Here is a 24,544-nt window from a genome sequence, read left to right as displayed (position 1 = left end):
CGCATCGCACGAACGTGCGATGCGCCGGCGACGACGAGCGACTTGACTGCGCCTGCGCGGTGAGCACGCGCGATGGCTGTGGTGAGGGCGCGGGAGGTGGAGTGGTCTTCGTGGGCTGCAGAGGGGTCACCGCCGATGGCGCAGCGGCCGCCGGCGGCGCGGGAACGGTGCCGTGAGCACCGGGGCGCGGGGCATCGGGCACTTCCTGCGGGCGCGTCGCGATGCGCTGCAGCCGGAGGACGTCGGCCTGGTGCGTGAGCCGGGGCGCCGGGTGCCGGGACTGCGCCGCGAGGAGGTCGCCGACCTGGCCGGCATCAGCGCGGAGTACTACCTGCGCCTGGAGCAAGGACGAGACCACCAGCCCTCGGGGCAGGTGGTCGCGGCGCTGGCGCGGGCGCTGCGCCTGGACGGAGCAGGACGTGAGTACCTGTCCCGGCTCATCACCGGGTTCCTGTCGGTGCCCGCTGCCGCCGGCGACACCGCCGGGCTGGGTGACCACCTCGCGGCACTGGTGGACAGGCTCGGCGCTGCGCCCGCCTTCGTCACCGACGCCAACAAGGACGTGGTGATCAGCAATCCGCTGGCCCGAGCCCTGGGCGGTCACGCGCTGGAGCCGGGGCAGAACCTCCTGCTGGAGCTCTTCGCCCCTCAGGTGAAGCTGACGACCCCGCAGTGGGAGCAGGTGGCGCGGCGGGCGGTCGCCACCTTGCGGCTGTTCGGCGACCCGGACAGCGCCCGGCTGCAGCAGGTCGTAGGCACCCTCGCTGTGCGTGACGAGGACTTCCGCCGCTGGTGGGCCGCGTACGAGGTGGCCGCGACAGCACTGCGGGGCAGCTTCTCGTGCACGGTCGACGGGTTCGGCCGGCTGGAGCTGACCTACGAGAACCTCGCGGTGCCCGGGCACCCCGGACACGTCGTGACCCTCCTCCGGGCCCAGCCCGGCACCGCGGCGCACTCCGCGCTGCAGGTCCTGTCCGCACGCCGCCGGGCACCGCAGCTGCTGTGAAGGTGCGGCGTCACGCGTCGGCGAGGAGCTCGGGAGGTTCCTCAGCGCAGGGTGCGCAACCGGTGCGCCGTCGATGGTGGGGCACGAGCGGGAGCAGCGCAGACCGCCGCGCGTGCCCGACCACCGCGCTCGGGTGACGCGCCGGGCGCATCAGCAGCACGAGCGGTGCCGCGACCGGTGGCGGGAACCCGTGGTCCCGGTGCGGTGCACGGCAGCGTCCCCTGCGTGCGCGGCGGGGTCGGCAACGCCTCGAGGCTGCGAGGGGATGACGACGTGCGCGGCGGGTGGCGGGTGGTCGCCGACAACCACACCCGCCTTCCCGCGCCCCGACCAGCACTGCCGAGTCGATCCCGCCTGCACCTGTTGCGCCTGACGCCTCCGTGGACGGCGGAGGGGCGGCTGGTGCCCCACCCTGCCCGTACCCCGGGCAGGGGTACCCCGGGCAGGGGTACCCCGGGCAGGGCCTGCAGCACCCCTGAGGTGCCGGCCACACGGGCTCGGTCCGACCTTCGTCCGGCTGACCGCCCAGCCTGCCGTCCTGGGCGCCGTTCTGGGTGTCGTCCTGCGTGCCGTTCTGCGTGCCGTTCTGCATGGACCACACGTCCGTGGGCTGGTGAGCTACCAGCACGCCGGGCGCCGGTGCAGCTCGACCTCGTGCGACGTGCGGTTGCGCACTGCACGGCGGTCGACGCCCCGGCGTGGCGAACGGAGTCCGACACCACGACGAGAGGACGAGGCGTGAGAGCGACACCGTGCCCGTGCCCCAGCCGCACCTGCACCGCCTCAGCGGCACGCTCCTCGCACCCGCGCCGCGGTCACGGACGGCCGGTGGCGTGAGTGCTCGAGCGGTGCGCATCGGCGACTTCCTGCGGGCGCGTCGTGGTGCGCTGCAGCCGGAGGACGTCGGCCTGGTGCGTGAGCCGGGGCGCCGGGTGCCGGGACTGCGCCGCGAGGAGGTCGCCGACCTGGCAGGCATCAGCGCGGAGTACTACCTGCGCCTGGAGCAAGGACGAGACCACTGCCCCTCCCCGCAGGTGATGGCTGCCATCGCGCGGGCGCTGCGCCTGGACGCCGCTGCCCGAGGCTACCTCTCCCGGTTGATCACCGACTTCCTCCGGCGCGACGAGTCGCGCACCGAGGGCTCGGTCGATCCGGGTTTGGCGCTCCTGGTGGACCGACTGGTCGATGTGCCCGCGTTCATCGCCGACGCCAACAGGGACGTCGTGGCGAGCAACGCCCTGGCCCGAACGGTCTCGGGCGGGGTGCTCGCCCCTGGACGCAACCTGCTGCTGCACGCGTTCGATCCCCGGGTGAAGACGCCGACGCCCGAGTGGGAGCGGTCGGCGCGTCGAGCGGTCGCAGCCCTGCGCTGGTCGTCGGACCCGGACGACCCCCGCCTGCAAGAAGTGATCGGCACCCTGGCCGTGCGCGACGACGACTTCCGCCGCTGGTGGAGCGCTCACGAGGTCGCCGTCACCGGCGTCGTCGACCTGGCCTCGATCGTCCTGGCCCGGCCCCCCGGGACGCGGGTCGACTGCCAGGAGTTCAGCGTCCCCGAACACCCCGGTCACGTGCTGGCGATCGTCCACGACGACTCCACCGTCGGCGCCGACGTGCCGGTGCGAGCTCCGGCATCCCCGGTGGCACGAGGCGGGCCAGGACATCGTCAAGCCGATGCGGACGACGGTGAGCAGCCTTCGTCCGGGGTGCACCAGCGGTCCAGCAGCACTTGCACGCGGCGGGAACGCTCCTCCTCGCCGATGCGGGCGAAGATCTCCTGAGCCACCTGCAGGTGGCCCCGCGCGGCGGCGACCCGACCGCGCTGCCGCTCGACCTGAGCGAGAGCCTCGTGCCCTGCGGCGGTCGCGAGCGGGACGTCGCGCTCCTCGGCGACGGCGATCGACTCCAGGTGAGCACGCGCAGCACCCTGCAGGTCGCCACCGGCTCGCAGCATCCTGCCGCGGCACTGCAGGGCCCACGTGCGCACCACACCGTGGTGCTCCACGGACAGCGTGGGCTCCGGCTCCTCCAGCACGTGGAGCAGTTGGTCGATCGTCCTCAGCGCAGCGCGTCGGTTCCCCCTCTCCCACAGACCGGACGCCTGCAGACGCACGGTGCTCAAGCGCCCCTCGACATCGCCCACCTGCTCGAAGAGGACGCCGGCTCGACGCGCGCGCCGCAGCTTCGCATCGCCGGTGCTCGCCTCACCGGCGCGGACCTCCGCCCACGCCTCGACCGCCCGCTCCTCGGTGGCGCGCGCCAGCTGGACGGCACGATCAGCCGCCTGCAGAGCTTCCGCCGCACGTCCTCGCGTGGTCATGGCCATGGACAGGTGGGTGAGGTGCACCGCCAGTGCGCGATCGTCTCCGAGGCGCTGTGCTGCAGCCACCGACCAGCCGAAGACGTCGGTCCACCCCGGCCATCCGTCACCACCGGCTGCGAACCCCTCCAAGGCACCGCTCGTCACCAGCACGGCCTCGTCCCGACCCGCCGAAGCGGCCGCACCGAGCGCGGCCAGCCAATTGCCTCGCTCCTCCCGCAGCCAGCGGTGGGCGGCGGCCGAGGTCGCGAACACCGTCCCGGCAGAGGCTCGCGCCCCAGCGCCCGACGCGCCCGTTCCCCAGCCGGTCCCCGAGTGCTCCGCGAAGAGCAGACCCGCGTTGCGCGCCGTGGCCAGGAGCCACTCGTGCATCCGGTCGGTGGACGCCGCACGCTGGTCGGCACCCTCCTCGCCGTTCAGGCACCCCGCCGCGAAGAGGGCGACCAGGTCGTGGAAACCCACCCGACCGCCCGGCAGCGCGACGAGCAGGTTCACCTCGACGAGCTCGTCGAGCAGGCGCGCGGCGTCATGGACGTCGATCCCGGCGACGACGGCGGCGAGCTCGGCACCGGCGCCAGCGTGCACCAGCGACAAGCGCCGGAACAACAGGCGGGCACCGGCCTCGAGCTGCTCGTAGGACGGCGCCAGAGCGGCAGTCACCCGCAGATCTCCTGCGACGAGCAGGCTCAGCCGATCACCGCTCCTGCTCAGCCGGTCCGCCAGGTCCCGGAGCGTCCAACCGGACACGCTGACCAACCGGTTGCCCACGATCCGCAGGGCCAGGGGGAAGTTCCCGCACGACCGGGCCACCGCCTGCAGGGCTTCGCTGTCAGGTGCCGCTGTGGCCGCCGTCGCGAGGAAGGCGACCGCCTCCTCGTCGGACCACGGCCCCAGCACCAGCCGTCGAGCGTGCGCCAAGCCGGTCAGCAAACGACGGGACGTGACGATCACCGAACTGTTGCCCTCGACGATCAGCAGGGGGCGGACCTGGGCTTCGGCACGGGCGTTGTCCAGCACGATGAGCACCTCCCGCTCGGCCAGCAGTCGCCGGTACAGGGCCGACCGATCCGCGGGGTCGACAGGCACCTCACGTGCGCCGAGGGCCCGCAGCAGCCGCGCGAGGGCCTCGTACGGATCCACCGGATCCGCGTCGAGCCCGCGCAGGTCCAGGTGCAGGACACCGTCGGGGAAGGATGCGGCGTGGTGGTGCGCCGCGCGGATCGCCAGTGCCGACGTGCCCAGGCCACCGGTGCCGGAGACCACCGTCAACCGCGGTCGCTGCCGGGGATCGGCGATGACGGACAGCTCCGTCAGCTCCACCTGGCGGCCGACGAAGTCGGGGAGGTCGGCCGGCAGGGCGCACAGCCGCGACGTTTCCGGCAGCCGGCTGAGCCGGCCGTCGCGGGCGGCGTGGAGGAGCGCCCGGCGGGCGGCCTCGGACAGGGCCAGGGCATCGGCCAGCGCAGCGACCGTCCGTGGCTGGGGGCCGCGGGTACGTCCTCGCTCGATGTCGCTGATCGCCCGGGCGCTGACTCCGGAGGCTGCAGCCAGCTCTTCGATGGTCATGTCGGCCGCACGACGGTGAGCGCGCAGCAGGACGGCGGTGTCCGCGCCGGCCACACCCACCACGCCCACCACGCCGTTCGCTCCGTGCACTCCACGTGCGCGGTCCACCACCCGTCCACTCCCCCGAAGTCGTGCGCGTCGTCAGCGGGCGGTGACCGTGCACCGGAGTGCTGGTGCCGGGCAGCGGCCCCCGCTGCGAGCCCCGCGGCGTCACCAGCGGCTCCGGTCGGTCATCACGCCCTCATCCAGCTGGCACGTGCAGCATCGGCCGGATCGAGGAGGGGCGACCACCCCGGTGCCGCGTTCGTGCACGGTGGGCACAGAGCCGTGCAGGCACAGACCACCCTGGTGGAGCTCGACCGCACCCCACCCGGCTCGAGCGGGTCCGCCCCGGGACGCCCCGGTCCGCCGCCGCGGCGTCCCGGGGCCCCAGCTCAGCGCCCGCACGCGCGCCGCGGGGAGTGCCCGGCCAGCGGTACCGGGCCCTCGACCTCCGCGACGAACCTGTCCTTGACAGGACCTGGCCCGTCCTCGCACGACCTCCCTAGTGTGGACGATCACGCCCGCCGGCGTGCCGAACCGATCGAACTCAGCAGGTGGCTCGACCGAGCCGTCACCCCGCTGCGGAACTCCTCGCCCACAGCGCTGCTGCGGTCGGGCGCGCCGTCGGAGCGGACAGGGTCAGCAGAGGAGGTGGACGGTGACGGATCACGCGGGACGCCGAGGACGGCACCGAGGACCCGGCGAGGTGGACGGGCCGGGAGAGGCGGCGGAGTTCGACGCCTTCGTCGCTGCGCGCGGTCCGGCGCTGCAACGCCTGGCCCGTGCACTGGTGCGCGATCCGGCCGATGCCGAGGACGTCGTCCGAGACGTGCTGGCCAAGGCCTTGTTGAAGTGGCGCCGTGTGCGACGTGCCGACGACCCGGTCGTCTACGTCAACCGCATGCTCGTCGACGAGAGCACCTCTTCCCGGCGGTGGGCGGTGAGTCGTGGGCATCCCCGTGCTCCGGAGAGGGGGCCGGGCGGAGGAGGAGCCGACGACAGCCGTGAAGGCGCCGATCGGCGGACGCTGCTGACCGCCGTCCGCGCCCTGCCCACCGAGCAGCGCGCCGTCGTGGCACTGCGCTACCTGGACGAGATGCCGGACGAGCGCATCGCCGAGGTGCTCCGCACCAGCGTCGGCTCGGTGCGCGTGAACGCCGGCCGCGGCCTGAGCCGCTTGCGTGCATCGGTGGTGGCGGTGGCGACCGCCTGAAGCCCGATCGCCGCGGCGCGGCACCACCGCAGCCCGGTGGCCGGGGGCGGCTGGAGGCGGTGCCGACGCACCAGCGCCCCGACTCGTGCCGGCGGTGGGTGGAACGGATGCGCCTGCCACGCCTCGACGCAGCAGGCCGGCCGGGAAGCAGCACCCGCGCTGCTCCGTGGTGGTGCTCAGCACCCGGCTGCACGTCGACCGGTGCGGGAGCTGGGCTGGGAGGGAGGAGGCGTGCAGTGACGGAGCGCTTCAGCGGACGACGAGCGATCACGATCGCCACGGCTTCCTTCGCCACCCTCACCCTCGTCCCGTGGGCGGTGGACGCCACCGGAACCCCTCGTGCAGGCTCGGTGCTCGCTGCGCTGCCGCTGGCGCTGCTCTTCGGCGCGCTGGCCGGCTACGCCGCCTCCCCCGAGGACCCCAGAGAGGTGTCGACGCACCGACCGCACCGGCGGCGCCGGGCGTGCGGCAACCGTCAGCCGGTCCGGCACAGCGCTCCCAGCGCTCCCAGCGCGCCGAACCGTCCAGGTACCCGCAGCGGTCACGGTCCCACCCGTCAGCCGTGAGCGCGGCAGCCCGCTCGAACCCGCTCTCGATGCGCCGGTGACCGGCTCCCCCTGCCCCGTCGACCAGAGGACGTGCCGTGGACCCTGCAGCGACCGCCGACCCACCCGGCGCCGCGCAGCCGTCGCCGTGGGCTCCACTGCGCGCGCGGGCCTTCCGCACCTTGTGGATCGCCTCTGGTGGCGCAGCAGCGCCTGGGGATGGGCGCGGCCGGCTACGGCGTCCTGCTGGGGGCTGCGGGGACGGGGTGGTCGCCGGCGCGGTGCTCATGCCCCGTCTGGCTCGCGCGCTCTCGCCCACCGCACGCCTGACGTGGGCGGGTGCGGTCTTCGGTGCCGGCATGCTGGCACTGGCCGGCGCGCGTTCTCCCGCGCCGGCGGCCATCTCCCTGCTGCCCGTGGGGGCAGCGTGGATCGTCGTCATCGCAGGGCTCAACGCCGCGGTGCAGTCCTTCCTGCCGCCGTGGGTGCGTGCCCGGGCCCTGTCGGTCTACCAGGTGGTGTTCTTCAGCGCCACGGCCGTCAGCGCCGCCGCGCGGGGGCTCATCGCTGACCACCTGGGTCTGTCGCGGGCCTTCGTCCTCGCCGGTGCGCTGCTGGTGGCCGGTGCCTTCAGCGGGCGCTGGTGGAGCCTGCGCGAGGTCGCGGCGGCCTCGCGGCAACCGGTGGACTTCTGGCCGGATCCGGCTGAGGGGGCTGCGGCGGGGCAGGGGGGTGAGCTGTCCGCTCCGGTGCCCCCGGGAGCGGTCCTGGTGCAGGTCCGCTACGAGGTGCCCGAGCAGGCTCTCGAGGAGTTCGTGCGCGTGGCGGCGCGCGTCGAGCGCTCGCGGCGGCGCACCGGTGCCTCGCGGTGGAACCTGTACCGCTCGCTGGAGGAGCCGGGTTCCCTGGTCGAGCAGTTCACCGTGGCCGATCGGGCCGATCACCTGGCCCAGCACCACGAGCGCTTGACCAGCGCCGACCAGAGCGCTCAGGAGCGGCTGCGGTCCCTGGCCACGCAGGTGCACGCCGCCAGGCACCTGGTGCGGGTTCCCGCGGTGCGCGCGCTGGGCGTTGCGGAGTGATCGACGCAGCAGCTCCACGGGTGCGCTCCGCCGGGCGCGCACCCGCGGTGCCACCTCCCCCACCGGACGACACCCGCGCGGCACGCGCGAGCTGACCCTGGCTTACCGCGCCGCTGACGTGCGGGGGCGGCCGGGAGGCAGCGTTCGGCTGGTGCGGCTCAGGCGGCCGGCGTGCTGATCGGACTCTCAGCGCCGCAGCGGCCCGGGTCGCCGTCGAGGCCCGGGCGTGCACGCCGCTCCACGGTGACGACGACGGCGATCACCGCCAACGCCGTGGTGATCAGCGGTCGGGGCAGCGCGGCGGAAGCGGCGGCGATCAGCGCGCAGACCACGACGAGCAGGTTGCGGGCACCGCTCAGCTCGTGCCGCAGCACCAGCCACCACGTCGCGAGCAGGAACAGCGCCACGGGGACGGTGACCGTGGCCGCTGCGGCCCGGGCGGACACGGCGCCGTGGCCGCTCTCGTGGTCGATGAGGACCTCGACGCCGGCGGAGAAGGCGCCCGCGGCGGCGAAGACGAGGTAGTGCGCGTAGCCGTACACCAGCCCCTCGCGGCGGCTGCCCAGCCGACGGTGGTGCTCACCGGAGAAGTACACCCACCACATGCCCGCAGCCAGCGCCAGGGCGCAGCCGGCCAGCAGCAGCAGCTGCGCCAGGTGCCCGCTCTGCTCGAGCGCGTCGATGAGGGCGTTGGCGGAGGCGAGGACGGACTCACCCAGCAGGATGAGGGTGAACAACCCGTAGCGCTCGGCGACGTGGTGCGGGTGCCACGGGGTGGCCCGGGCGCGCTCGGCCCACACGGGGACGGCCAGCTCGGCCAGCGCCAGCAGCACGAAGCTCCACGTACCACCCTGCTCGGGCAGGGCCAGCCGCGCCAGCCACGCCAGCTGCACGAGCGTGATGCCGACGGCGTAGCGCCGTGTCGTGCGGCGCAGCGAGGCATCGCTGCGCGAGGCGCGCAGCCACTGCACCACCAGGGCCAGGCGCATCACGACGTACCCGGCGGTGACGACCGTCAGGTCCTCCTCCACGACGGCGTCGTGCACGCCGGCGGCCAGGACGAGGACCCCGGCCATCTGCACCAGGGTCAGCACCCGGTACAGCCAGTCGTCGGTGTCGAAGGCGGAGGCGAACCAGGTGAAGTTCATCCACGCCCACCACACGGCGAAGAAGATGGTGCAGTACCCCACCAGCCCGTCCGCGAAGTGCCCCTCGCTCAGAGCGTGGTGCAGCTCCACCGAGGCCAGGGAGACCGCCACGACGAAGACCAGGTCGAAGAAGAGCTCCAGCGGGCTGGCCGCGCGGTGGGGTTCGCTCCGGTCGCGCGGACGCATCGGGCGCAGGCCCGTGCGCCGCGCTGCCCCCGGTGGATCGCCGGCCGAGCCGTGTGCCCGGTGCTGCACGCTCATCGTCGTCCTCCTCCATCCTGTGCTCGTGGTCCTCCGCCTGCACGGTTCGCGCCCCACCGCCTGCAGCACCAGCGCGGTGCTCGCTCACCCGCCGAACAGCAGGTGCGGGCTCGGGTCGGGTCGTTCGAGGAGGTGCCGGCACCAGCGACGGCCCGCGAGTTCTGCGGGCGTCATCGAGGGCGGAGCCGTCGAGCGCTTGCGGGCGCGCGGTGGCTGACCGGCGGAAGTGCTCGGCGGCGCCGGCGACGGCTCGTGCGCGCTGGCGATCTGCGGCGCGCGATCGCCGGTGACCCTCGCACGCCCCTCCTTCCCGGCGGGGGCAGTTCCGCCGTGGTGGGCATCGGGAGGACCCTAGTCCGGCGAGCGGCACCGCATCCTGGCCCTGCCGAGGTCAGGGTCGGCCCACGAGCCTGCCAGGGCCTGGACGGGGCGAGCGGGCCGACTCAGCGTGCGCCGGGTGAACGCCGGTCCGCGGGAACCGTGGGGTCGTGGACCAGCGCCGTCTCGGCGGTGGTGGGCGTCGTGCTGCTGATCGCCCGGCTCCTCGTGAGCGCACCGGCTCGAGCGATCGTGGGCGGGAAGGTCAGCACCACCGGCTCGTGGAGCGTGCGGGTCTACGAGGACGGCGAGCCGAACCGCCGCCTACGCCGACGTCCACCTGCTGCGCACGTGGATCAGCTCCACGATCCGCAACCGCCCACCCCCGCGTTGAGCGGGTGGCCGCGCAGTGCGCAGCGCCGGTCTCCGGACCGCGGGGCCCGACGCCGCGGCGCAGCCGCCCAGGGGCGTGCCGCTCCCGCACCACCGCACGGATCGCCCCTCACAGACCTCCGGTCGCAGGCCGCTCGTCACACAGCGGGCGCGAAGGCGACGTCCACGCCGAGGGCGGCGAGCACGGAGGTGGCCACGGCGTCGGGGTGGGAGACGCCGACGGCGTGGGAGGCGCCGGGCACGACGGTGACCTGGCGCGCACCGGCGCGCTCGGCCATGAACGCCTGCGCGGCGGCGGGGATGTTGAGGTCGCCGTCGCCGTACACCGACCACGAGGGCAGCCGCCTCCACGCCGGCTCCACCGCCAGCTCCTCGGCGAGGGCGGCCTCGGTGATCGGGCGCTGGGTGGTGGCCATGGTGCGGGCCAGCGCCGGGTCGACGTCGGCGGCGAACTGGGCGGTGAAGCGGGCGGGGTCGATGCGGAACTCCTGGCCGCCGCTGGAGACGGGGTAGGCCAGCAGGGTCTCGCCGAGGGTGCTGCCCGGGTAGCGCCCGGACAGCTCCAGCGCGCTCTCCCCGCGCTCGGGAACGAAGGCGGCCACGTAGACCAGCGCCTTGACCTGCTCGCCGAGCGCGTCGGCGGCTGCGGTGATGACCATCCCGCCGTAGGAGTGCCCCACGAGCACGACGGGACGGCCCAGGGCGCGCACGACGTCGGTGAGGTAGGCGGCGTCGGCGGCCACCGAGCGCAGCGGGTTCGCGGCCGCGACGACGTCGACACCGCGCTCGCGCAGGGTCTCGGCGACCTCGGCCCAGCTGGCCGACTCGGCGAAGGCACCGTGGACCAGGACGACGGTGGGGTGGGTGGGGATGCTCTCAGACACGGGATGCTCCTTGCCGTGGGTGATCGGTGGACGACGAGGTCGGGTGGAGCACCGGCACGGGGTGCTGTCGGCCGCCGGCGGAGCCGCTGCGGCAGAGGGGTCTCGAGCGGGTTCGGGGGCCGCGCTCCGAGAGGTGGCTAGGTGAGGGTCGTCGAGCCGACGGTGCGCAGGCGTTCCAGGCGGGCCGCGGACACGGCGTCCACGGCCCGCCACAGCACCAGCACCGAGCCGTCCGTCTCACCGCAGGCCTGCAGCTCCTGGTACGCCATGGCCATCTGGCCGACCACGGGGTGCTCCCAGCCCAGGCCGCCGGAGCCGGGCCGCTCCGGGCGCGGTCCCGCCCACGCCCGGTTGAAGTCCTGGCTCTGGGCGGCCAGCTCCCCCACCAGAGCGCGGAACCCGGAGTCCTCGAGGTTCGTCTCCAGCGAGGTCCGCAGGGATGCCGCGACCAGGTGGGCCACTCGGCTCCAGTCGGTGGTGAGGGTCGGCACGACGGGGTTGAGGAAGGTGTAGCGCGCCAGGTTCACCCCTGGCTCGAACGCGGCGCTGAGCCGCCGTGCCAGCTCGTTGGAGGCCAGCACGTCCAGGTGGCGGTTGCGCAGGACCGCCGGGACCTCCTGCAGCGAGTCGACCACCTGCCGCAGGTGCTCCGGAGCTGCACCGGCTTCTGCCACGTCGTCCCCTCCCCCCGGCACGAGGCCGACCCTAAGCGGCCGCCGGCGCCGCAGCCAGGTCCTGGCAGGGACACCGTTGGAGGCGCCCGGAGGGCCCGACGCCCAGCACAATGGTCGCCGAGACCGAGCTGCCGGGCGGGCGGAACGTGCCACCCAGCGCAGCGGTTCAGGCGGCACCAGCCACCGGCTGCACGCGGTGCGTGAGCTTCCGTGGCGCAGCCGCATCCGGCACGTCACCCACCGAAGAGGAGTCCTTGATGTCTGGCAACCCCCAGGGGATTTCGCTGGAACCGGCCGCCCAGGCGTTCGTGGACGCCACCAGCGAGCCGCCGTTCCTGTACCAGCTGGACCCCGAGGAGGGCCGCAAGGCCGTCGACGGCGTCCAGGACGAGCCGATCGACAAGCCCGAGGTCGACGAGGAGTGGGTCACCGTGAGCGGCGGGCCCACCGGCAGCGTCCCGGTGCGCATCGTCAAGCCCCTGGGCGCCACCGGGCCGCTGCCCGTCGTGCTCTACACCCACGGCGCCGGCTGGGTGTTCGGCGACGCGCACACCCACGACCGCCTCGTGCGCGACCTGGCCGTGGGCACCGGCGCGGCGGTGGTGTTCCCCGAGTACTCCCGCTCGCCCGAGGTGCGCTACCCGGTGGCCAACGAGCAGTCCTGGGCGGCGCTGCAGTGGGTGGTGCGCGAGGGGGCCGCGCACGGGCTGGACGCCGGGCGCGTGGCGCTGGCCGGGGACTCCGTGGGGGGGAACATGGCCATCGCCCTGACCCTGATGGCCAAGGAGCGCGGCGGGGTGGACCTGCGCGCCCAGGTGCTCTTCTACCCCGTCACCGACGCGGCCTTCGACACCCCCTCGTACCACGAGTTCGCCACGGGGTACTTCCTGGCCCGCGAGGGCATGCAGTGGTTCTGGGACCAGTACACGACCAGCGAGGACGATCGCGCGCAGATCACCGCCTCGCCGCTGCGGGCGAGCACCGAGCAGCTGGCCGGCCTGCCGCCGGCACTGGTGATCACCGCGCAGGCCGACGTGCTGCGCGACGAGGGCGAGGCGTACGCGGTCAAGCTGCGCGAGGCGGGGGTGCCGGTCACCCAGGTGCGCTACCAGGGCATCGTGCACGACTTCGTCATGGTGAACTCCCTGCACGGCACGAACGCCGCCACGGCGGCGGTGGCGCAGGCGGTGGACTTCCTGCGCGGGGCGCTGCAGGGCTGAACCACCCGCCCCGCCGGCCCCGTGAGGGGCCGGTGGCCGGCGGGGCGGTCGGCGAGAGCGCTCGAGCGCAGTGGGACGTGCCGGAGGGGAACGCCCGACTGCGCGAGGACCGCTGCCGGGCAGCGAGGGGGAGGCGCCGGACCGAGCGAGCACCGCGTCCACGGCATCCCCCCGGAAGGCGGCCACCAGCGCTGCCCGACGCGCACGAGCCGTGCTGCGGTGCGCCGCAGCACGGCACGACGGGGAGCACGCGGGAACCGCGACGCGAGAGCACGGTGCACCGCCGCGCTCGTCACGCACGGCACTGCTGCTCAGCGCCTGCGTGCCGGCAGTCCGCACGCGAGCTCGGACGCCACGGCGACGGCGGTACCGCCGATCACGCTCGCCGTGACCGCAGACGTGCACTTCGAGGGCGCAGCGCGGCAGCTCAGGGGCCGGCCAGGAGCCGGGAACAGGTGGCGAGGGGGGTGCGTTAGAGTGGCCGCCAGTTGATTGAAGGTTCAACCACATGGATCGGGAGCACACCATGCAGTTCGGGGTCTTCAGCGTCGGGGACGTCACCCTCGACCCCACCACGGGGCGCACGCCCACCGAGAACGAGCGCATCAAGGCGCAGGTGGCCATCGCCCGCAAGGTCGAGGAGGTCGGCCTGGACGTCTACGCCACCGGCGAGCACCACAACCCGCCGTTCATGCCGTCCTCGCCGACGACCCTGCTCGGCCACATCGCCGCCCTCACCGAGCGCATCGTCCTGTCCACCGCCACCACGCTGATCACGACCAACGACCCGGTCAAGATCGCCGAGGACTACGCCGTGCTGCAGCACCTGGCCGACGGGCGCGTGGACCTGATGATGGGCCGCGGCAACACCGGCCCGGTCTACCCCTGGTTCGGCAAGGACATCCGCGACGGCATCGCCCTGGCGGTGGAGAACTACGACCTGCTGCGCCGGCTGTGGCGCGAGGACACCGTGGACTGGCAGGGCAAGTTCCGCACCCCCCTGCAGTCCTTCACCGCCACCCCCCGCCCCCTGGACGGCGTCGCACCGTTCGTGTGGCACGGCTCCATCCGCACCCCCGAGATCGCCGAGCAGGCCGCCTACTACGGCGACGGCTTCTTCCACAACAACATCTTCTGGCCCCTCAGCCACACCGAGCAGATGGTGCAGCTGTACCGCCGGCGCTTCGAGCACTACGGCCACGGCCCCGCCGACACCGCCGTCGTCGGACTGGGCGGCCAGTTCTTCGCCCGCAAGAACTCCCAGGACGCCGTCGCCGAGTTCCGCCCCTACTTCGACGTCGCCCCCGTCTACGGCCACGGCCCCTCGCTGGAGGAGTTCACCGCAGCCACCCCGCTGACCGTGGGCAGCCCGCAGCAGGTCATCGAGCGCTACGCCGCCATGCGCGAGCACGTCGGGGACTACCAGCGCCAGCTGTTCCTGATCGACCACGCCGGGCTTCCGCTGAGCACGGTGCTGGAGCAGATCGAGATCCTCGGTGGCGAGATCGTCCCCGCCTTGCGCGAGGAGCTGGCGCTCGGGCGTCCCGCCCACGTGCCCGACGCCCCCACCCACGCCTCCCTGGTCGCCGCCGCCGGCGGTGGGCACGACGGCACCGTCCACGCCGTGGACGACGTGACCGGCCGGCGCGCCGAGGAGGTGCACGCGTGAGCGCTGCGGCACGCCCGAGCGCCGCGTCACGCGGGAGCACCGCGATGGAGGGCAGGACCCCGACCGGGAAGGACACCCCCACCGGGGACGACGAGCACGAGCGCCGACGCCTGACGGTCGTCTCCGCCGGCCTGCGCGAACCCTCCAGCACCCGCCTGCTGGCCGACCGCCTCAGCGAGGCGACCGTGGCGGCGCTGGCGCAGCGGGGCGTCAGCGCCGAGGTCACCGTCGTGGAGGTGCGCGAGCACGCCCACGACCTCACCAACGCCCTGAGCACCGGATTCGCCTCCCCCGCCCTGCAGGCGGCCCTGGACGCGGTCATCGGCGCCGACGGCCTCATCGCCGTCACACCGATCTTCTCCGGGTCCTACAGCGGGCTGTTCAAGACCTTCTTCGACGTGATCGAGGACGGAGCGCTGGCGGGCATGCCGGTGCTGCTCGGAGCCACCGCCGGCACGGCACGGCACTCGCTGGCCCTCGAGCACGCGATCCGCCCGCTGTTCGCCTACCTGCGCACCCTGACCGCGCCGACCGGTGTCTTCGGCGCGACCGAGGACTTCGGGGCCGCACAGCCGGCCGCGCCAGCACCCGAGCCTGGATCGACGGTGCGAGCCGCCGCCACCGGTTCCGCCCTGGCGGCGCGGGTGCACCGGGCCGCGGGGGAACTGGCGCCGCTGGTGCTCACCCGTCCCGCGCGCGTCGGCCTGCAGCCCCCGACGGCGCTGGCCGCTCCCACGTCCTTCGAGCAGCTGCTCACCGGCCGCCGGTAGACCCCGGCCACCGGCACGTCCCGCACCTCGAGCGCAACGGCGAACCAGCTGCGCGCCCCACCCCGCCACGGGTCTGCGGGCGGCGGATCCGGGTTCTCTGGTGGGTGCTGGTGGTGAGCAGCGCGGCCGCGGACCGAGCTGGCTCAGGAGCGCACCCCGAGGGCGCACGAGGGTTCCCGGGAACCGGTGCGGGTACCGCCGCGCGACTCCCGCACCACGCTGCGCGCAACAGGTGCCCGCTTCTCGCTCGACGGGCTTCAGCGCGTCGTGAACCCGCTGGTTCGAGGCCCCGTCATCGACCCGCATCGACGCGGGTTCCACGTCCTGCACCTCCTCCAGCGGCGGCGCTGTGCCCGGCGTTTCCGGGAGCCTTCTCGCAGCGGCCGGCCCGGGCATGAACTGGATCACCACCCTGTTACGAGCAAGCGACGGAGCCGGGTGCGCAGACAGCGCAGTTCGAACCTCCGCCCTGTTCCCGAAGGGGCACGCACCACCATGAACACCAAGCGCCTCGCCGCCACCCTGCTCGCCACCGCCGCCCTCGTCGGCGGCAGCGTCAGCGCGGCCACCGCCTCCAACCCGGTCACCGGCACCGGCACCGGGTCCGGAGCGAACGGCATCCCCGCCCAGAGCGTCATCCACTTCGCCAAGGGCGCCACCTCCGCCAGCGTGTCGGGCGAGGTCGGCCCCGGCGAGGACGACCGCTACGTCTTCGACGCCAAGGCCGGGCAGAGGGCCACCTTCCACCTCGCGCGCTCCACCAGCGCCCAGACCTGGACCCTGGTGGGCCCCTCCGGTCCGGCCGTGCACGACGCCCGGAGCCCGCGCCAGAGCGACTTCAGCTACCGCCTGCCCGAGTCGGGGCGCTACTACATCGACATCGTCTCCACCCGCCCCTCCAGCTACCGCATGAGCGTGTCCATCCCGGCCACCAACGCCGGCGGCACCGGCAAGCCGGGCAGCACCACGGGCAGCAACGGCGGCGGCGTGCACGGAGACCTGCCGGTGGTCGCCGAGGCCACGAAGATCACCTTCCCCGCCGGGCGCACCAGCGCCAGCGTCGACGCCCACGTCGGCCCGCAGCAGCGCGCCGCCTACACCTTCGACGCCAAGGCCGGCCAGCGCGCCCGCGTCCAGCTGGAGGGTTCCTCCACCGGGGCGTTCACGCTCACCGCCCCCGACGGCACCCCGCTGCACACCACCAGGACCCGCAACCAGTCCGACGTCACGCTCACCCTGCCGGCCACGGGTCTGTACCGCATCGCCCTCAGCGACGACGTCCACGACGGCTCCCAGCAGCTCACCCTCACCGTCCGACGCTGAAACCCTGCACCGGCTGAGCTCTCGCACCGCTGGGCAGCGCCGCCGCCGAGCCACCGGTCCGGCGGCGGCGCTGGTGCGAGCGACAGCCGACCGCGCTGGACACCACCGGGCCCGGACGTGCAGAACGTCCGGGCCGGGTGAGGGCGCGGGCCAGTCGTTGCAGCACGGGTGCGCGCACCACGAGGCCGAGCGCCCGGGCGGTGCTGGTGACGCCGAGAGCGATCGATCGCACGGGAGCACTCGTCTCGGGCACCGGTGGATCGGCGAGCAGGCGCCGGAGGCGGAGCGAGCGGCGAAGGCAACCCGCGGCCGGCGCCTCAGCGCACCGCTGAGCCCAGCGGTCCCTCGCGACGGCCCGGGCACCGCCTCAGGAGCCGGTGCTGGTGACGCCTGGGACGGCGGCGACCGATCGCGCCCACTGCGCGAAGCTCGTCCAGCGCGGGAGGACACCCTCGGCGTGCAACGCCGCCACGTCGACGGCGTACCCGTGCCCGCGCAGGAAGCGCCACATCGCCGGCATGTCCCCGGTGGCGTCCTCGTCGAACGGGAGTTCGCCGGCGACGACGCGCCGCCCCAGCGCCTCGCTGAAGGCGTCGGCCATCTGCGCCGGCGTGGGCGCGTCCGAAGCCAGCTCGATGCGTCGGCCGGTGAAGCGGGAGGGCTCGGCCAGCACGGCGGTCACGAACCGTCCCAGATCGGCGCGGGCCAGCTGCTGCAGCGGCTGATCGACGGGCATCGGCAGGAGCAGGCGTCCTCGCGCCAGGTCCTGCACTGCGCCGAGGGCGTTGTCCATGAAGTAGGTGGGCGCGACGATGGTGTGCGCCACGCCGGACTGCCCCAGCGCCGCCTCGATGACGGCCTTGGTCTCGAAGTGCGGCACCCCCGTGCCCGCAGTCGCCGAGGCCACCGAGGAGAAGACGAGGTGGGGCACACCGGCCCGCTGCGCTGCCGCCACGATGGCCGTGCCCTGCTCGATCTCGGCCGCGGGGCCGCTCTCGAACGGTGTGGTGAGCGCGAAGACGCTCTCCACACCGCGCATCGCCGACGCCAACGCGTCCACGTCCCGCAGGTCCCCCGCTACCGTCTGCACACCGCGCGCCGCCAGGAGCGTCGCGCGCCGCGATCGCGGGTCGCGGAGCATCGCGCGCACCGACCGCCCGGCCGCCAAGAGCTCGTCGGTGACCGCGCTCCCCTGTCCTCCGGTGGCCCCCAGGACCAGGACGCTCATCGTCGCACCGGGGCGCACGCCTGCAGCGGTGCCCGACCCCGCGGTGTCGGCGCGGCTCCAGCGGCGCGCGCGCTGGCCGTGCGCCGGGCGCGGGCCACCGCGTCACCCCTCGGCACGGGCCGCAGAGCTACCGAGCGGGCGCGCACACGATCGCCACGGCGGGGTGCGACCGATCGGCACCCGCTCGTGGTCGGGATCTCGGCTCTCACGCTTCAGGACCCTAGCCAGGCACCGCTCGACCCGTCCTGTCCCTGGCAGGGTCGGGGTCGGCGCACGACGGTGCGACCGCACGAGCCGATCCGCCGTGCTCGGCGCGCTACGTTGCTGCCGGTGCCGGATCGGCGGCGCCGCTCCCTCGGGCCTTCCTCGGGCCGGCGGCTCGCGCACCGGGTCCGACAGCACGCCCCGGGTGGCCACCGGTGGTGCCGCGAATGCCGATCGGGCAGGTCCCGCTCGCCCGCGGTGCACGTCGACCACCAGCCGGAAGGAGGAGCGATCAGCGTGCGACGGCGCGCAGCACGTGAGGTGCCCGCCATCGCCGCGCCCTCGTCCGAGCCGCCGACCCTCGTCTCGTGTGCGGTGGAGGGCGAGGATCCCGACCTCCACGGTGGTGCGCCGCGTCGTGCGCTCCCTGCTGCACGTGCTCCAGCGCAGCGCGTTCGTGCTCAGCACGTGCACCTGCTGCAGCTCGGCTCCGGTGCGCAGCCCCACCGGGTGTCGTGGCCGTGGCCACGCCCACAGCCGACGCCGGCGCTGCACGGGTGGTGGAGAGGCGACGCCACGACGGCGGCGGGCATGAGAGCGGGCAGTGAGGACTTCACCACCGAGGGACCGGCTCCACACCAGCGCATGCCCACTCGAGGACCACGGCGACCGTAGGGACGCACCATGGACACCACACCACCCGCCACACCACCCAGCGCACCACCGAACACGTCGCCGGCGGCACCGCAGACGACACCACCGGCAGGGGCGAGCTCCACACGCCTCGCCGCCTCGGGTGAGCAGCCGACGCCCTCGCGCTCCCACGCGCGCGGGTTCTGGCTCATCGCCCTCGTCTTCGCCGTGGGCATGGCGTTCTCCACCGTCCCCACGCCGCTGTGGCCGCTGTACCGCACCCGAGACGGGCTCTCGACGACCGCCGTGACCATCGCCTTCGCCGCCTACGCGGTCGGTGTGGCCGTCAGCCTGTACCTGGTCGGGCACGTCTCCGACCGCATCGGCCGACGTCGGGTGCTGATGCCGGCCATCGTGCTGGAGCTGCTGGCCGCCTCGGTGCTGCTGCTCGCCCACGACCTGGCGGTCCTCGTCCTCGCACGCCTGCTCACCGGCCTGGGGGTGGGGGTGCTGACCGCCACCGCCACCGCGCACCTGACCGAACTCCACGCCGCCGCTCGCCCGGGCGCCAGCACCACGCGCGCCTCCGTCGTCGCCACCGCCGCCAACCTCGGCGGGCTGGCCCTCGGACCGCTCGTCGCGGGAGTGCTGGCCAGCGCGGCACCGGCACCGCTGACGACGTCCTACGCGCTCTTCCTCGTCCTGCTGGCCGCGGCGGGTGTCGCGGTGGCGCTCGTCCCCGAGACGGTCCCGCGCACGGACGAGCGCTACCGCTGGCGCCCGCAGCGGGTCGTGGTGCCCGCCGCGGCTCGAGGGCGCTACGCAGCGCTGGGGGCGGTGACGTTCGCCCTGTTCGCGGTGTTCGGGCTCTTCACCTCGCTGGCCCCGGCGTTCTTGGCCACCACCGGAGTCACCGCACCCGTGCTGGCCGGGCTGGCGTCCACGGGCGTGTTCGCAGCTGCCGCCACCAGCCAGGTCCTGCTGGGTCGCCTGCCGGTGCAGCAGCAGCTGACGGCGGGTTTCACGACGCTGGCCGCGGGGGTGCTGGTGCTGGCCGGCGGCGAGCTCCTGGGCTCTGCGGTGGCGTTCGTCGTCGGCGGCCTGGTCGCCGGATCCGGCGCCGGCGTGCTGCTGAAGGGCGTGCTGGCCAGCGCCGCCGCCATGGCTCCCGCTGGGGCGCACGGTGAGGCGGTCGCCGGCGTCTTCCTCATCGCCTACCTGGGGCTCGCCCTTCCGGTGCTGGGCATCGGCGCCGCCAGCGCCGCAGGGATCTCGTTGAGCGTTTCGCTGCTGACCCTGGCGTGCGGGGTGCTGCTGCTGGTGGGGATCGGGTGGCTGGCGCTGCGGCGGACCACCCCGCGATGACCGGGCCCCTCGGTGCCGAGCCTGCGACCTCCACGCTGGAAGGTGCCGCTGCGACGAGGCAGGTGACCAGCGGCCGGTCCTGGCTCCGGACCGGCCGAAGTTGACGGTCCGCTACGTCATCCGGCCCGCCACCGCCGGTAAGCGCTGCCGGGCGGGGAGCACGTCGAGCACCGGGGACCTTCCTGGACCCGCAGGAGGTGCTGTGGTCGGCCAAGGGCGAGGCCTGCACGGCAACAGCCGAGGCGCCCGTCGCGTTCCTCACCTCGATCATCGAGACCGTGCTGGGCACCTCCTCGGGCCGATCAGGCATCGACCTGCTCGCCCGGCCCACCGCGCCGACACGCCTTCACCGACAGGACGCAGGCGGTGGTAGCCGACATACTGAGCGACCTGGTCACGGCCAGCCCACCGCACGACGCCGGCACAGCACCCCCTGACCCGCGGAGGCACCGATGGACCTGATCCAGCAGAACGTGATCGACCCGGTCTCCAACCTGCTGTGGACGTACGTGCTGGTCTACGTGCTGATCGGGGTGGGCCTGTACTTCGGCATCCGCACCCGCTTCGTCCAGGTCCGCCTCTTCGGGCGCATGCTGCGCCAGGTCACCTCCTCGCGCAGCGGCGCAGGAGACGGCATCTCCTCCTTCCAGGCGTTCGCCATCGGCCTGGCCTCGCGGGTGGGCACGGGCAACATCGCCGGCGTGGCGATCGCGCTCACCCTGGGCGGGCCCGGAGCCGTCTTCTGGATGTGGGTGGTCGCCCTGGTCGGCATGGCCACCGCCCTGATCGAGTCCACCCTGGCCCAGGTGTTCAAGGTCCCCGCCCCCGACGGCACCTTCCGCGGTGGTCCCGCCTTCTACATCGAGCGGGGCCTGAAGTCGCGCGCCGGCGGGGTCCTCTTCGCCGTCCTGCTGATCTTCACCTTCGGTTTCTCGTTCAACATGGTGCAGGCCAACACCATCAGCGCCGTGCTCTCCGAGGGCCACGGCGTCTCCACCGGCTGGACCGCGCTGCTGCTGATGGCGCTGACCGCGATCGCCATCTTCGGCGGCGTCCGTCGCATCGCGCGCATCGCCGAGGTCATGGTGCCCTTCATGGCCGCCGCCTACGTCCTGCTGGCCCTGGTGATCGTCGCCATGAACATCACCTCGCTCGGCGGCGTGCTCGGCCAGATCGTCTCCTCCGCCTTCGGCGTCGGTGAGGCCGCGGCCGGCATCACCGGCGGGGTCGCCGCCGCGCTGCTCAACGGCGCCAAGCGCGGTCTGTTCTCCAACGAGGCGGGCATGGGCAGCGCCCCCAACGCCGCCGCGACGGCCACCACCAGCCACCCCGTCAAGCAGGGCCTGGTGCAGTCCCTGGGCGTCTTCGTCGACACCATCGTCATCTGCTCCGCGACCGCCTTCATCATCCTCTCCGCCGGCCCGGGGGTGTACCGGCCCGGCGCCGACGTGGAAGGCGCCTCCCTGACCCAGAGCGCCGTCGCGGACCAGCTCGGCAGCGCCCTGACGCCGGTGATGACCGTGCTGGTCTTCGTCTTCGCCTTCTCCTCGGTGCTGGGCAACTACGCCTACGCCGAGGTGAACATGTCCTTCCTGCGGGCCCGGCCCGCGGTCCTGCTCCTCTTCCGCGCGCTGGTGGTGGCGCTCGTCGGCGCCGGGGCGGTGCTGGAGCTGGCGGCGGTGTGGGCGCTGGCCGACGTCGCGATGGGCACGATGGCGCTGGTGAACCTGGTGGCGATCGTGCTGCTGGGCAAGTGGGCGCTGGGGGCGCTGCGCGACTACGAGCGGCAGGTGCGCGCGGGCCAGGACCCGGTGTTCCGCGCCGTCGGCAACCCGGACCTGCCCGGTGACCTGCGGCAGAGCGTGTGGAGCGGTGAGAGCGCCCAGCGCGAAGTGTCCGCGGAACGCTGAGGCGCCGTCGCGGACCCGGTCGCCACCGCTCGACCACCAGCCGGCACGGTGATCGCCACGACCACCGGCCCGACGCTGGACCGGCCAGGGTCAGCGGGGAGCCGGCCGCTCACCGCCGTGCCGGGAGCGCCACCGGCGGTTGTGCCGAGCGACCAGGAGGACCGAGGGCGCCAGGACACCCGCGCCCAGCAGCGCCGTCCACCACCAGGCCACCCCGTTGCCAGCCGCCGTGGAAGCGGCCAGGTGCGAGCAGGAGAAGCAGGCGGTCATCCACCACCACGCCCGCCCCCGCACTACCACCTCGGGTGCTCGACCGACCAGCACCAGCTGCTCGAGGTCGGCGAGCGTCGGCTCAGCAAGGCGCGATCGCCCCCACGCTCGCCCCGCAACCCGCCGAGCACTCAGGGCACGCGCCGCCCGGCGCGCTCGGCGAAGCCCTCCATCGCCACCAGCACCTCCGGCGCCTGCCACACCCGGTCCCGCCGGCCGTTGCCGATCTGCTCCAGCACACCGGCGTCCACCAGCCGGTCGATGGCCACCTGCGCGTTCACCGGCGAAACCTCCAACCGCTCAGCGACCAGCTTGGCGTCCACCACCGGACGCGTCGTCAGCAGATCCGCCAGCCGCAGCGCCGCCGCGTCCCGGCGCGCGCGCACCACCCCGGCCCAGCGCGCCCGCGCGGCGCGCACCCAGGCGATCAGGGCCCGGGCGTTGCCCAGCGCCGGGAAGACCGCGTCGCACACCCGCTGCACGACGGGCTCGACGTCACCGGCGCGGTAGGCACCCAGCGCCTGGAAGTAGCGCTCGGTGTCGGCCAGCAACCCCGCCGAGATCGGCACCAGCGCGTGCCGCGCCAGCCCGCCGATGCGCAGCGGCGCGCCGCCGTGACGCCGGCGCGCGGGCGAAGGCGCCACCGCCGTGGTCCGCGGCACGGTCCCTTGTGCGCACGCGCGACGCTGCGCTGCCATCGCCGCCGGTGAACGCACCTGCGTGGCTGACCCCCCTCGCCCCGTGCCTGCACCCTCTGCGCCCCCGGCAACCCCTGCAGCCCCGCTCACGGGCAGCTCGCGAACTGCCCGTGAGGAGCGTTCGAGCGCTGATGTCGCCGCCTGGTGCGATGTTCCCGATCCGGAGGACCTGCTCCTCGCACGCTCATGCGTCATCGACATGGGACTCACCACCGCTGTCTTGGCCGGCATCGCCGGACGACGTGAAGCTGTCCCCATGAGACGTCACCTCAGCGCCGCCGCCCTCGCTCTCGCCCTCACCCTCGCCGGCTGCGGCTCCGCCGCAGAGAGCAGCACCGAGGCCGACACCACCGCCTCCTCCTCCACCAACAGCACCGCCTCCACCACGGGCACCCCACCCGCCACGAGCAGCACAGGCGCCGACGTCTCCGGCGCCGCGAGCGGTGAGTTCGCGCAGCTGGAGCAGCGCTTCGACGCCCGGCTGGGCCTGTTCGCCCTCGACACCGGATCCGGGCGGACCATCACCCACCGCGCCGACGAACGCTTCGCCTTCGCCTCCACCTACAAGGCCCTCGCGGCCGCCGCCGTGCTGGAGCGCACCACCGACGCCGAACTGGACGCCGTGGTGAGGTGGGACGCCGGTGACCTCGTCGACCACTCCCCCGTCACCGAGGACCACGTGGACGGCGGCCTGCCGCTGCGCGCGCTGGCCGGTGCAGCGATCACCGTCAGCGACAACACCGCCGCCAACCTGCTGCTGGAGCGCCTCGGCGGCCCGCAGGCCCTGGAGCAGGACCTGCGCGCCCTCGGCGACAGCGCCACCGAGGTCGACAGCGACGAGCCGGAGGTCAACGACCACACCCCCGGCGAGGTGAAGGACACCAGCACCCCGCGAGCCATGGCCACCGCGTTGCAGGCGTACGCCGTCGGTGATGCCCTCGAAGGCGGTGACCGCGAGCAGCTGGTGCAGTGGTTGCAGGCCAACACCACGGGCGACGAGCAGATCCGCGCCGGCGTGCCGGTCGACTGGACCGTCGGCGACAAGACCGGGCACGCCGGCGTCTACGGCAACCAGAACGACATCGCGGTCATCTGGCCCGCCGGCGACCGCGCACCGTGGGTGCTGGCCATCCTCACCGACCGCGCCGGCGTGGACGACGAGTCCGACAACGCCCTGCTGGCAGAGGCGACGAAGGTCGTCGTTCAGCACCTCGGCTGAGCCACGGCGTCGGGGCTCCTGAGCCCGGCCGCGGTGCCGGGCCCGCGCCGGCGATCACCGCCTCCAGCGCCCGGCGCTGCTCGTCCCTCCGCTGCTGGTGGCGGCGTTCCTCCAGCACCACCAGGTCGGGCTCCTGCAGCGGCGCCAGGGTCAGCGGCGCGATCTGCCGGCTCACCGCCTGGACCTCCCCCGGCTCCAGGCGGGCGCTGATCGCGCTGCCGGCGTCGCGGAAGAGCACGATGCGCTCACCGGCGGCGTCGAAGGCCTCCAGGTGCCGGCACCAGCCGGCGTAGACCAGCAGCGCCAGCCACTGCGCCTGCGGATCCGCCAGCAGCTTCAGGGTGTCGTTGCTGTGCCGCACCCCGCGCCCCGGCGCCAGGCGCAGCTGCACCAGCGCCTCCACCACCACCGCACCCAGCTCCTCGCGGCGATCGGGGCGCAGGTCGAGGTGGACCCGTTCGATCCGGAAGCGGACCTGCTGCAGCAGCACCGCGCACACCTGCTGCGCGATCACCGGATCGCTCAGCTCCTGCACCAGCACGCACGACACCTGCAGCACCCTGGTCACCAGCCCATGCTGCCC

The 24,544-nt window shown here is 74.1% G+C and carries 19 protein-coding genes; 12 read left to right on the top strand and 7 right to left on the bottom strand.

The genetic code is table 11. The features are described from left to right. Window positions 1–172 precede the first annotated feature (172 nt). Window positions 173–1,006, top strand: a complete 834-nt coding sequence (locus tag ACRYR7_RS03845) for a helix-turn-helix domain-containing protein (RefSeq protein WP_432570740.1) — start codon at window positions 173–175, stop codon at window positions 1,004–1,006. An 833-nt stretch (window positions 1,007–1,839) separates the two neighbouring features. Further along, on the top strand, window positions 1,840–2,787 hold the full coding sequence (locus tag ACRYR7_RS03840; protein WP_432570739.1) for a helix-turn-helix domain-containing protein: 948 nt from the start codon (window positions 1,840–1,842) through the stop codon (window positions 2,785–2,787). Here the strand turns inward: ACRYR7_RS03840 and ACRYR7_RS03835 are convergent. After that, window positions 2,673–4,964, bottom strand: a complete 2,292-nt coding sequence (locus ACRYR7_RS03835; RefSeq protein ID WP_432570738.1) for a helix-turn-helix domain-containing protein — start codon at window positions 4,962–4,964, stop codon at window positions 2,673–2,675. The genes ACRYR7_RS03840 and ACRYR7_RS03835 overlap by 115 nt on opposite strands. A 676-nt stretch (window positions 4,965–5,640) precedes the next feature. Between ACRYR7_RS03835 and ACRYR7_RS03830 the strand changes: the two genes are divergently transcribed. The 3 genes from ACRYR7_RS03830 (at window position 5,641) to ACRYR7_RS03820 (ending at window position 7,774) form a co-directional block, all read left to right on the top strand. Then, window positions 5,641–6,147: a sigma factor-like helix-turn-helix DNA-binding protein gene (locus ACRYR7_RS03830; RefSeq protein WP_432570737.1), complete on the top strand. Its 507-nt coding sequence runs from the start codon at window positions 5,641–5,643 to the stop codon at window positions 6,145–6,147. A gap of 236 nt (window positions 6,148–6,383) precedes the next feature. Continuing rightward, on the top strand, window positions 6,384–6,713 hold the full coding sequence (locus ACRYR7_RS03825) for a hypothetical protein (RefSeq protein ID WP_432570736.1): 330 nt from the start codon (window positions 6,384–6,386) through the stop codon (window positions 6,711–6,713). A gap of 77 nt (window positions 6,714–6,790) precedes the next feature. Beyond that, on the top strand, window positions 6,791–7,774 hold the full coding sequence (locus tag ACRYR7_RS03820) for an MFS transporter (protein WP_432570735.1): 984 nt from the start codon (window positions 6,791–6,793) through the stop codon (window positions 7,772–7,774). A gap of 158 nt (window positions 7,775–7,932) precedes the next feature. On the opposite strand, the gene ACRYR7_RS03815 is transcribed toward ACRYR7_RS03820, so the two are convergent. The 3 genes from ACRYR7_RS03815 to ACRYR7_RS03805 form a co-directional block, all read right to left on the bottom strand. Beyond that, on the bottom strand, window positions 7,933–9,183 hold the full coding sequence (locus tag ACRYR7_RS03815) for a low temperature requirement protein A (protein WP_432570734.1): 1,251 nt from the start codon (window positions 9,181–9,183) through the stop codon (window positions 7,933–7,935). 848 nt (window positions 9,184–10,031) lie between these two features. Continuing rightward, on the bottom strand, window positions 10,032–10,778 hold the full coding sequence (locus tag ACRYR7_RS03810) for an alpha/beta fold hydrolase (protein ID WP_432570733.1): 747 nt from the start codon (window positions 10,776–10,778) through the stop codon (window positions 10,032–10,034). Window positions 10,779–10,915: 137 nt separating this feature from the next. After that, window positions 10,916–11,473 (bottom strand): MmyB family transcriptional regulator, encoded by a 558-nt coding sequence (locus ACRYR7_RS03805; protein WP_432570732.1) that lies wholly within the window; start codon window positions 11,471–11,473, stop codon window positions 10,916–10,918. Window positions 11,474–11,709: 236 nt separating this feature from the next. Here ACRYR7_RS03805 and ACRYR7_RS03800 point away from each other — a divergent pair, with 236 nt between their 5' ends. The 4 genes from ACRYR7_RS03800 (at window position 11,710) to ACRYR7_RS03785 (ending at window position 16,434) form a co-directional block, all read left to right on the top strand. Continuing rightward, window positions 11,710–12,672: an alpha/beta hydrolase gene (locus tag ACRYR7_RS03800; protein WP_432570731.1), complete on the top strand. Its 963-nt coding sequence runs from the start codon at window positions 11,710–11,712 to the stop codon at window positions 12,670–12,672. A 526-nt stretch (window positions 12,673–13,198) separates the two neighbouring features. Next, window positions 13,199–14,341 (top strand): LLM class flavin-dependent oxidoreductase, encoded by a 1,143-nt coding sequence (locus ACRYR7_RS03795; RefSeq protein WP_432570742.1) that lies wholly within the window; start codon window positions 13,199–13,201, stop codon window positions 14,339–14,341. A gap of 44 nt (window positions 14,342–14,385) precedes the next feature. After that, complete coding sequence (locus ACRYR7_RS03790; protein WP_432570730.1) at window positions 14,386–15,111, top strand: FMN reductase; 726 nt, start codon at window positions 14,386–14,388, stop codon at window positions 15,109–15,111. Window positions 15,112–15,606: 495 nt separating this feature from the next. After that, window positions 15,607–16,434, top strand: coding sequence for a peptidase (locus tag ACRYR7_RS03785; RefSeq protein ID WP_432570729.1), 828 nt, complete (start codon window positions 15,607–15,609; stop codon window positions 16,432–16,434). A 367-nt stretch (window positions 16,435–16,801) separates the two neighbouring features. Here the strand turns inward: ACRYR7_RS03785 and ACRYR7_RS03780 are convergent, their stop codons facing one another. Then, entirely contained in the window at window positions 16,802–17,662 is an 861-nt protein-coding gene (locus ACRYR7_RS03780) for an NmrA/HSCARG family protein (protein ID WP_432570728.1), read from the bottom strand. A gap of 888 nt (window positions 17,663–18,550) precedes the next feature. Between ACRYR7_RS03780 and ACRYR7_RS03775 the strand changes: the two genes are divergently transcribed. Beyond that, window positions 18,551–19,864, top strand: a complete 1,314-nt coding sequence (locus tag ACRYR7_RS03775) for an MFS transporter (protein WP_432570727.1) — start codon at window positions 18,551–18,553, stop codon at window positions 19,862–19,864. A 452-nt stretch (window positions 19,865–20,316) separates the two neighbouring features. Further along, window positions 20,317–21,774 carry an alanine/glycine:cation symporter family protein gene (locus ACRYR7_RS03770; RefSeq protein ID WP_432570726.1) on the top strand — a complete coding sequence of 486 codons (1,458 nt, stop codon included), beginning with the start codon at window positions 20,317–20,319 and terminating at the stop codon, window positions 21,772–21,774. A 401-nt stretch (window positions 21,775–22,175) separates the two neighbouring features. Here the strand turns inward: ACRYR7_RS03770 and ACRYR7_RS03765 are convergent, their stop codons facing one another. Then, entirely contained in the window at window positions 22,176–22,688 is a 513-nt protein-coding gene (locus tag ACRYR7_RS03765) for a Fic family protein (protein WP_432570725.1), read from the bottom strand. 310 nt (window positions 22,689–22,998) lie between these two features. Between ACRYR7_RS03765 and bla the strand changes: the two genes are divergently transcribed. Continuing rightward, window positions 22,999–23,961: a class A beta-lactamase gene (bla, locus tag ACRYR7_RS03760; RefSeq protein WP_432570724.1), complete on the top strand. Its 963-nt coding sequence runs from the start codon at window positions 22,999–23,001 to the stop codon at window positions 23,959–23,961. Here bla and ACRYR7_RS03755 read toward each other — a convergent pair. Continuing rightward, window positions 23,876–24,529, bottom strand: a complete 654-nt coding sequence (locus ACRYR7_RS03755) for a hypothetical protein (RefSeq protein WP_432570723.1) — start codon at window positions 24,527–24,529, stop codon at window positions 23,876–23,878. The genes bla and ACRYR7_RS03755 overlap by 86 nt on opposite strands. Window positions 24,530–24,544: the final 15 nt, after the last annotated feature.

It is taken from the genome of Kineococcus gurbantunggutensis (assembly GCF_050871925.1).
In the GTDB taxonomy this organism is placed as follows: domain Bacteria; phylum Actinomycetota; class Actinomycetes; order Actinomycetales; family Kineococcaceae; genus Kineococcus.
Note: the sequence above shows the minus strand (reverse complement) of the source record. Positions and strands in the feature narration are given on the sequence as shown.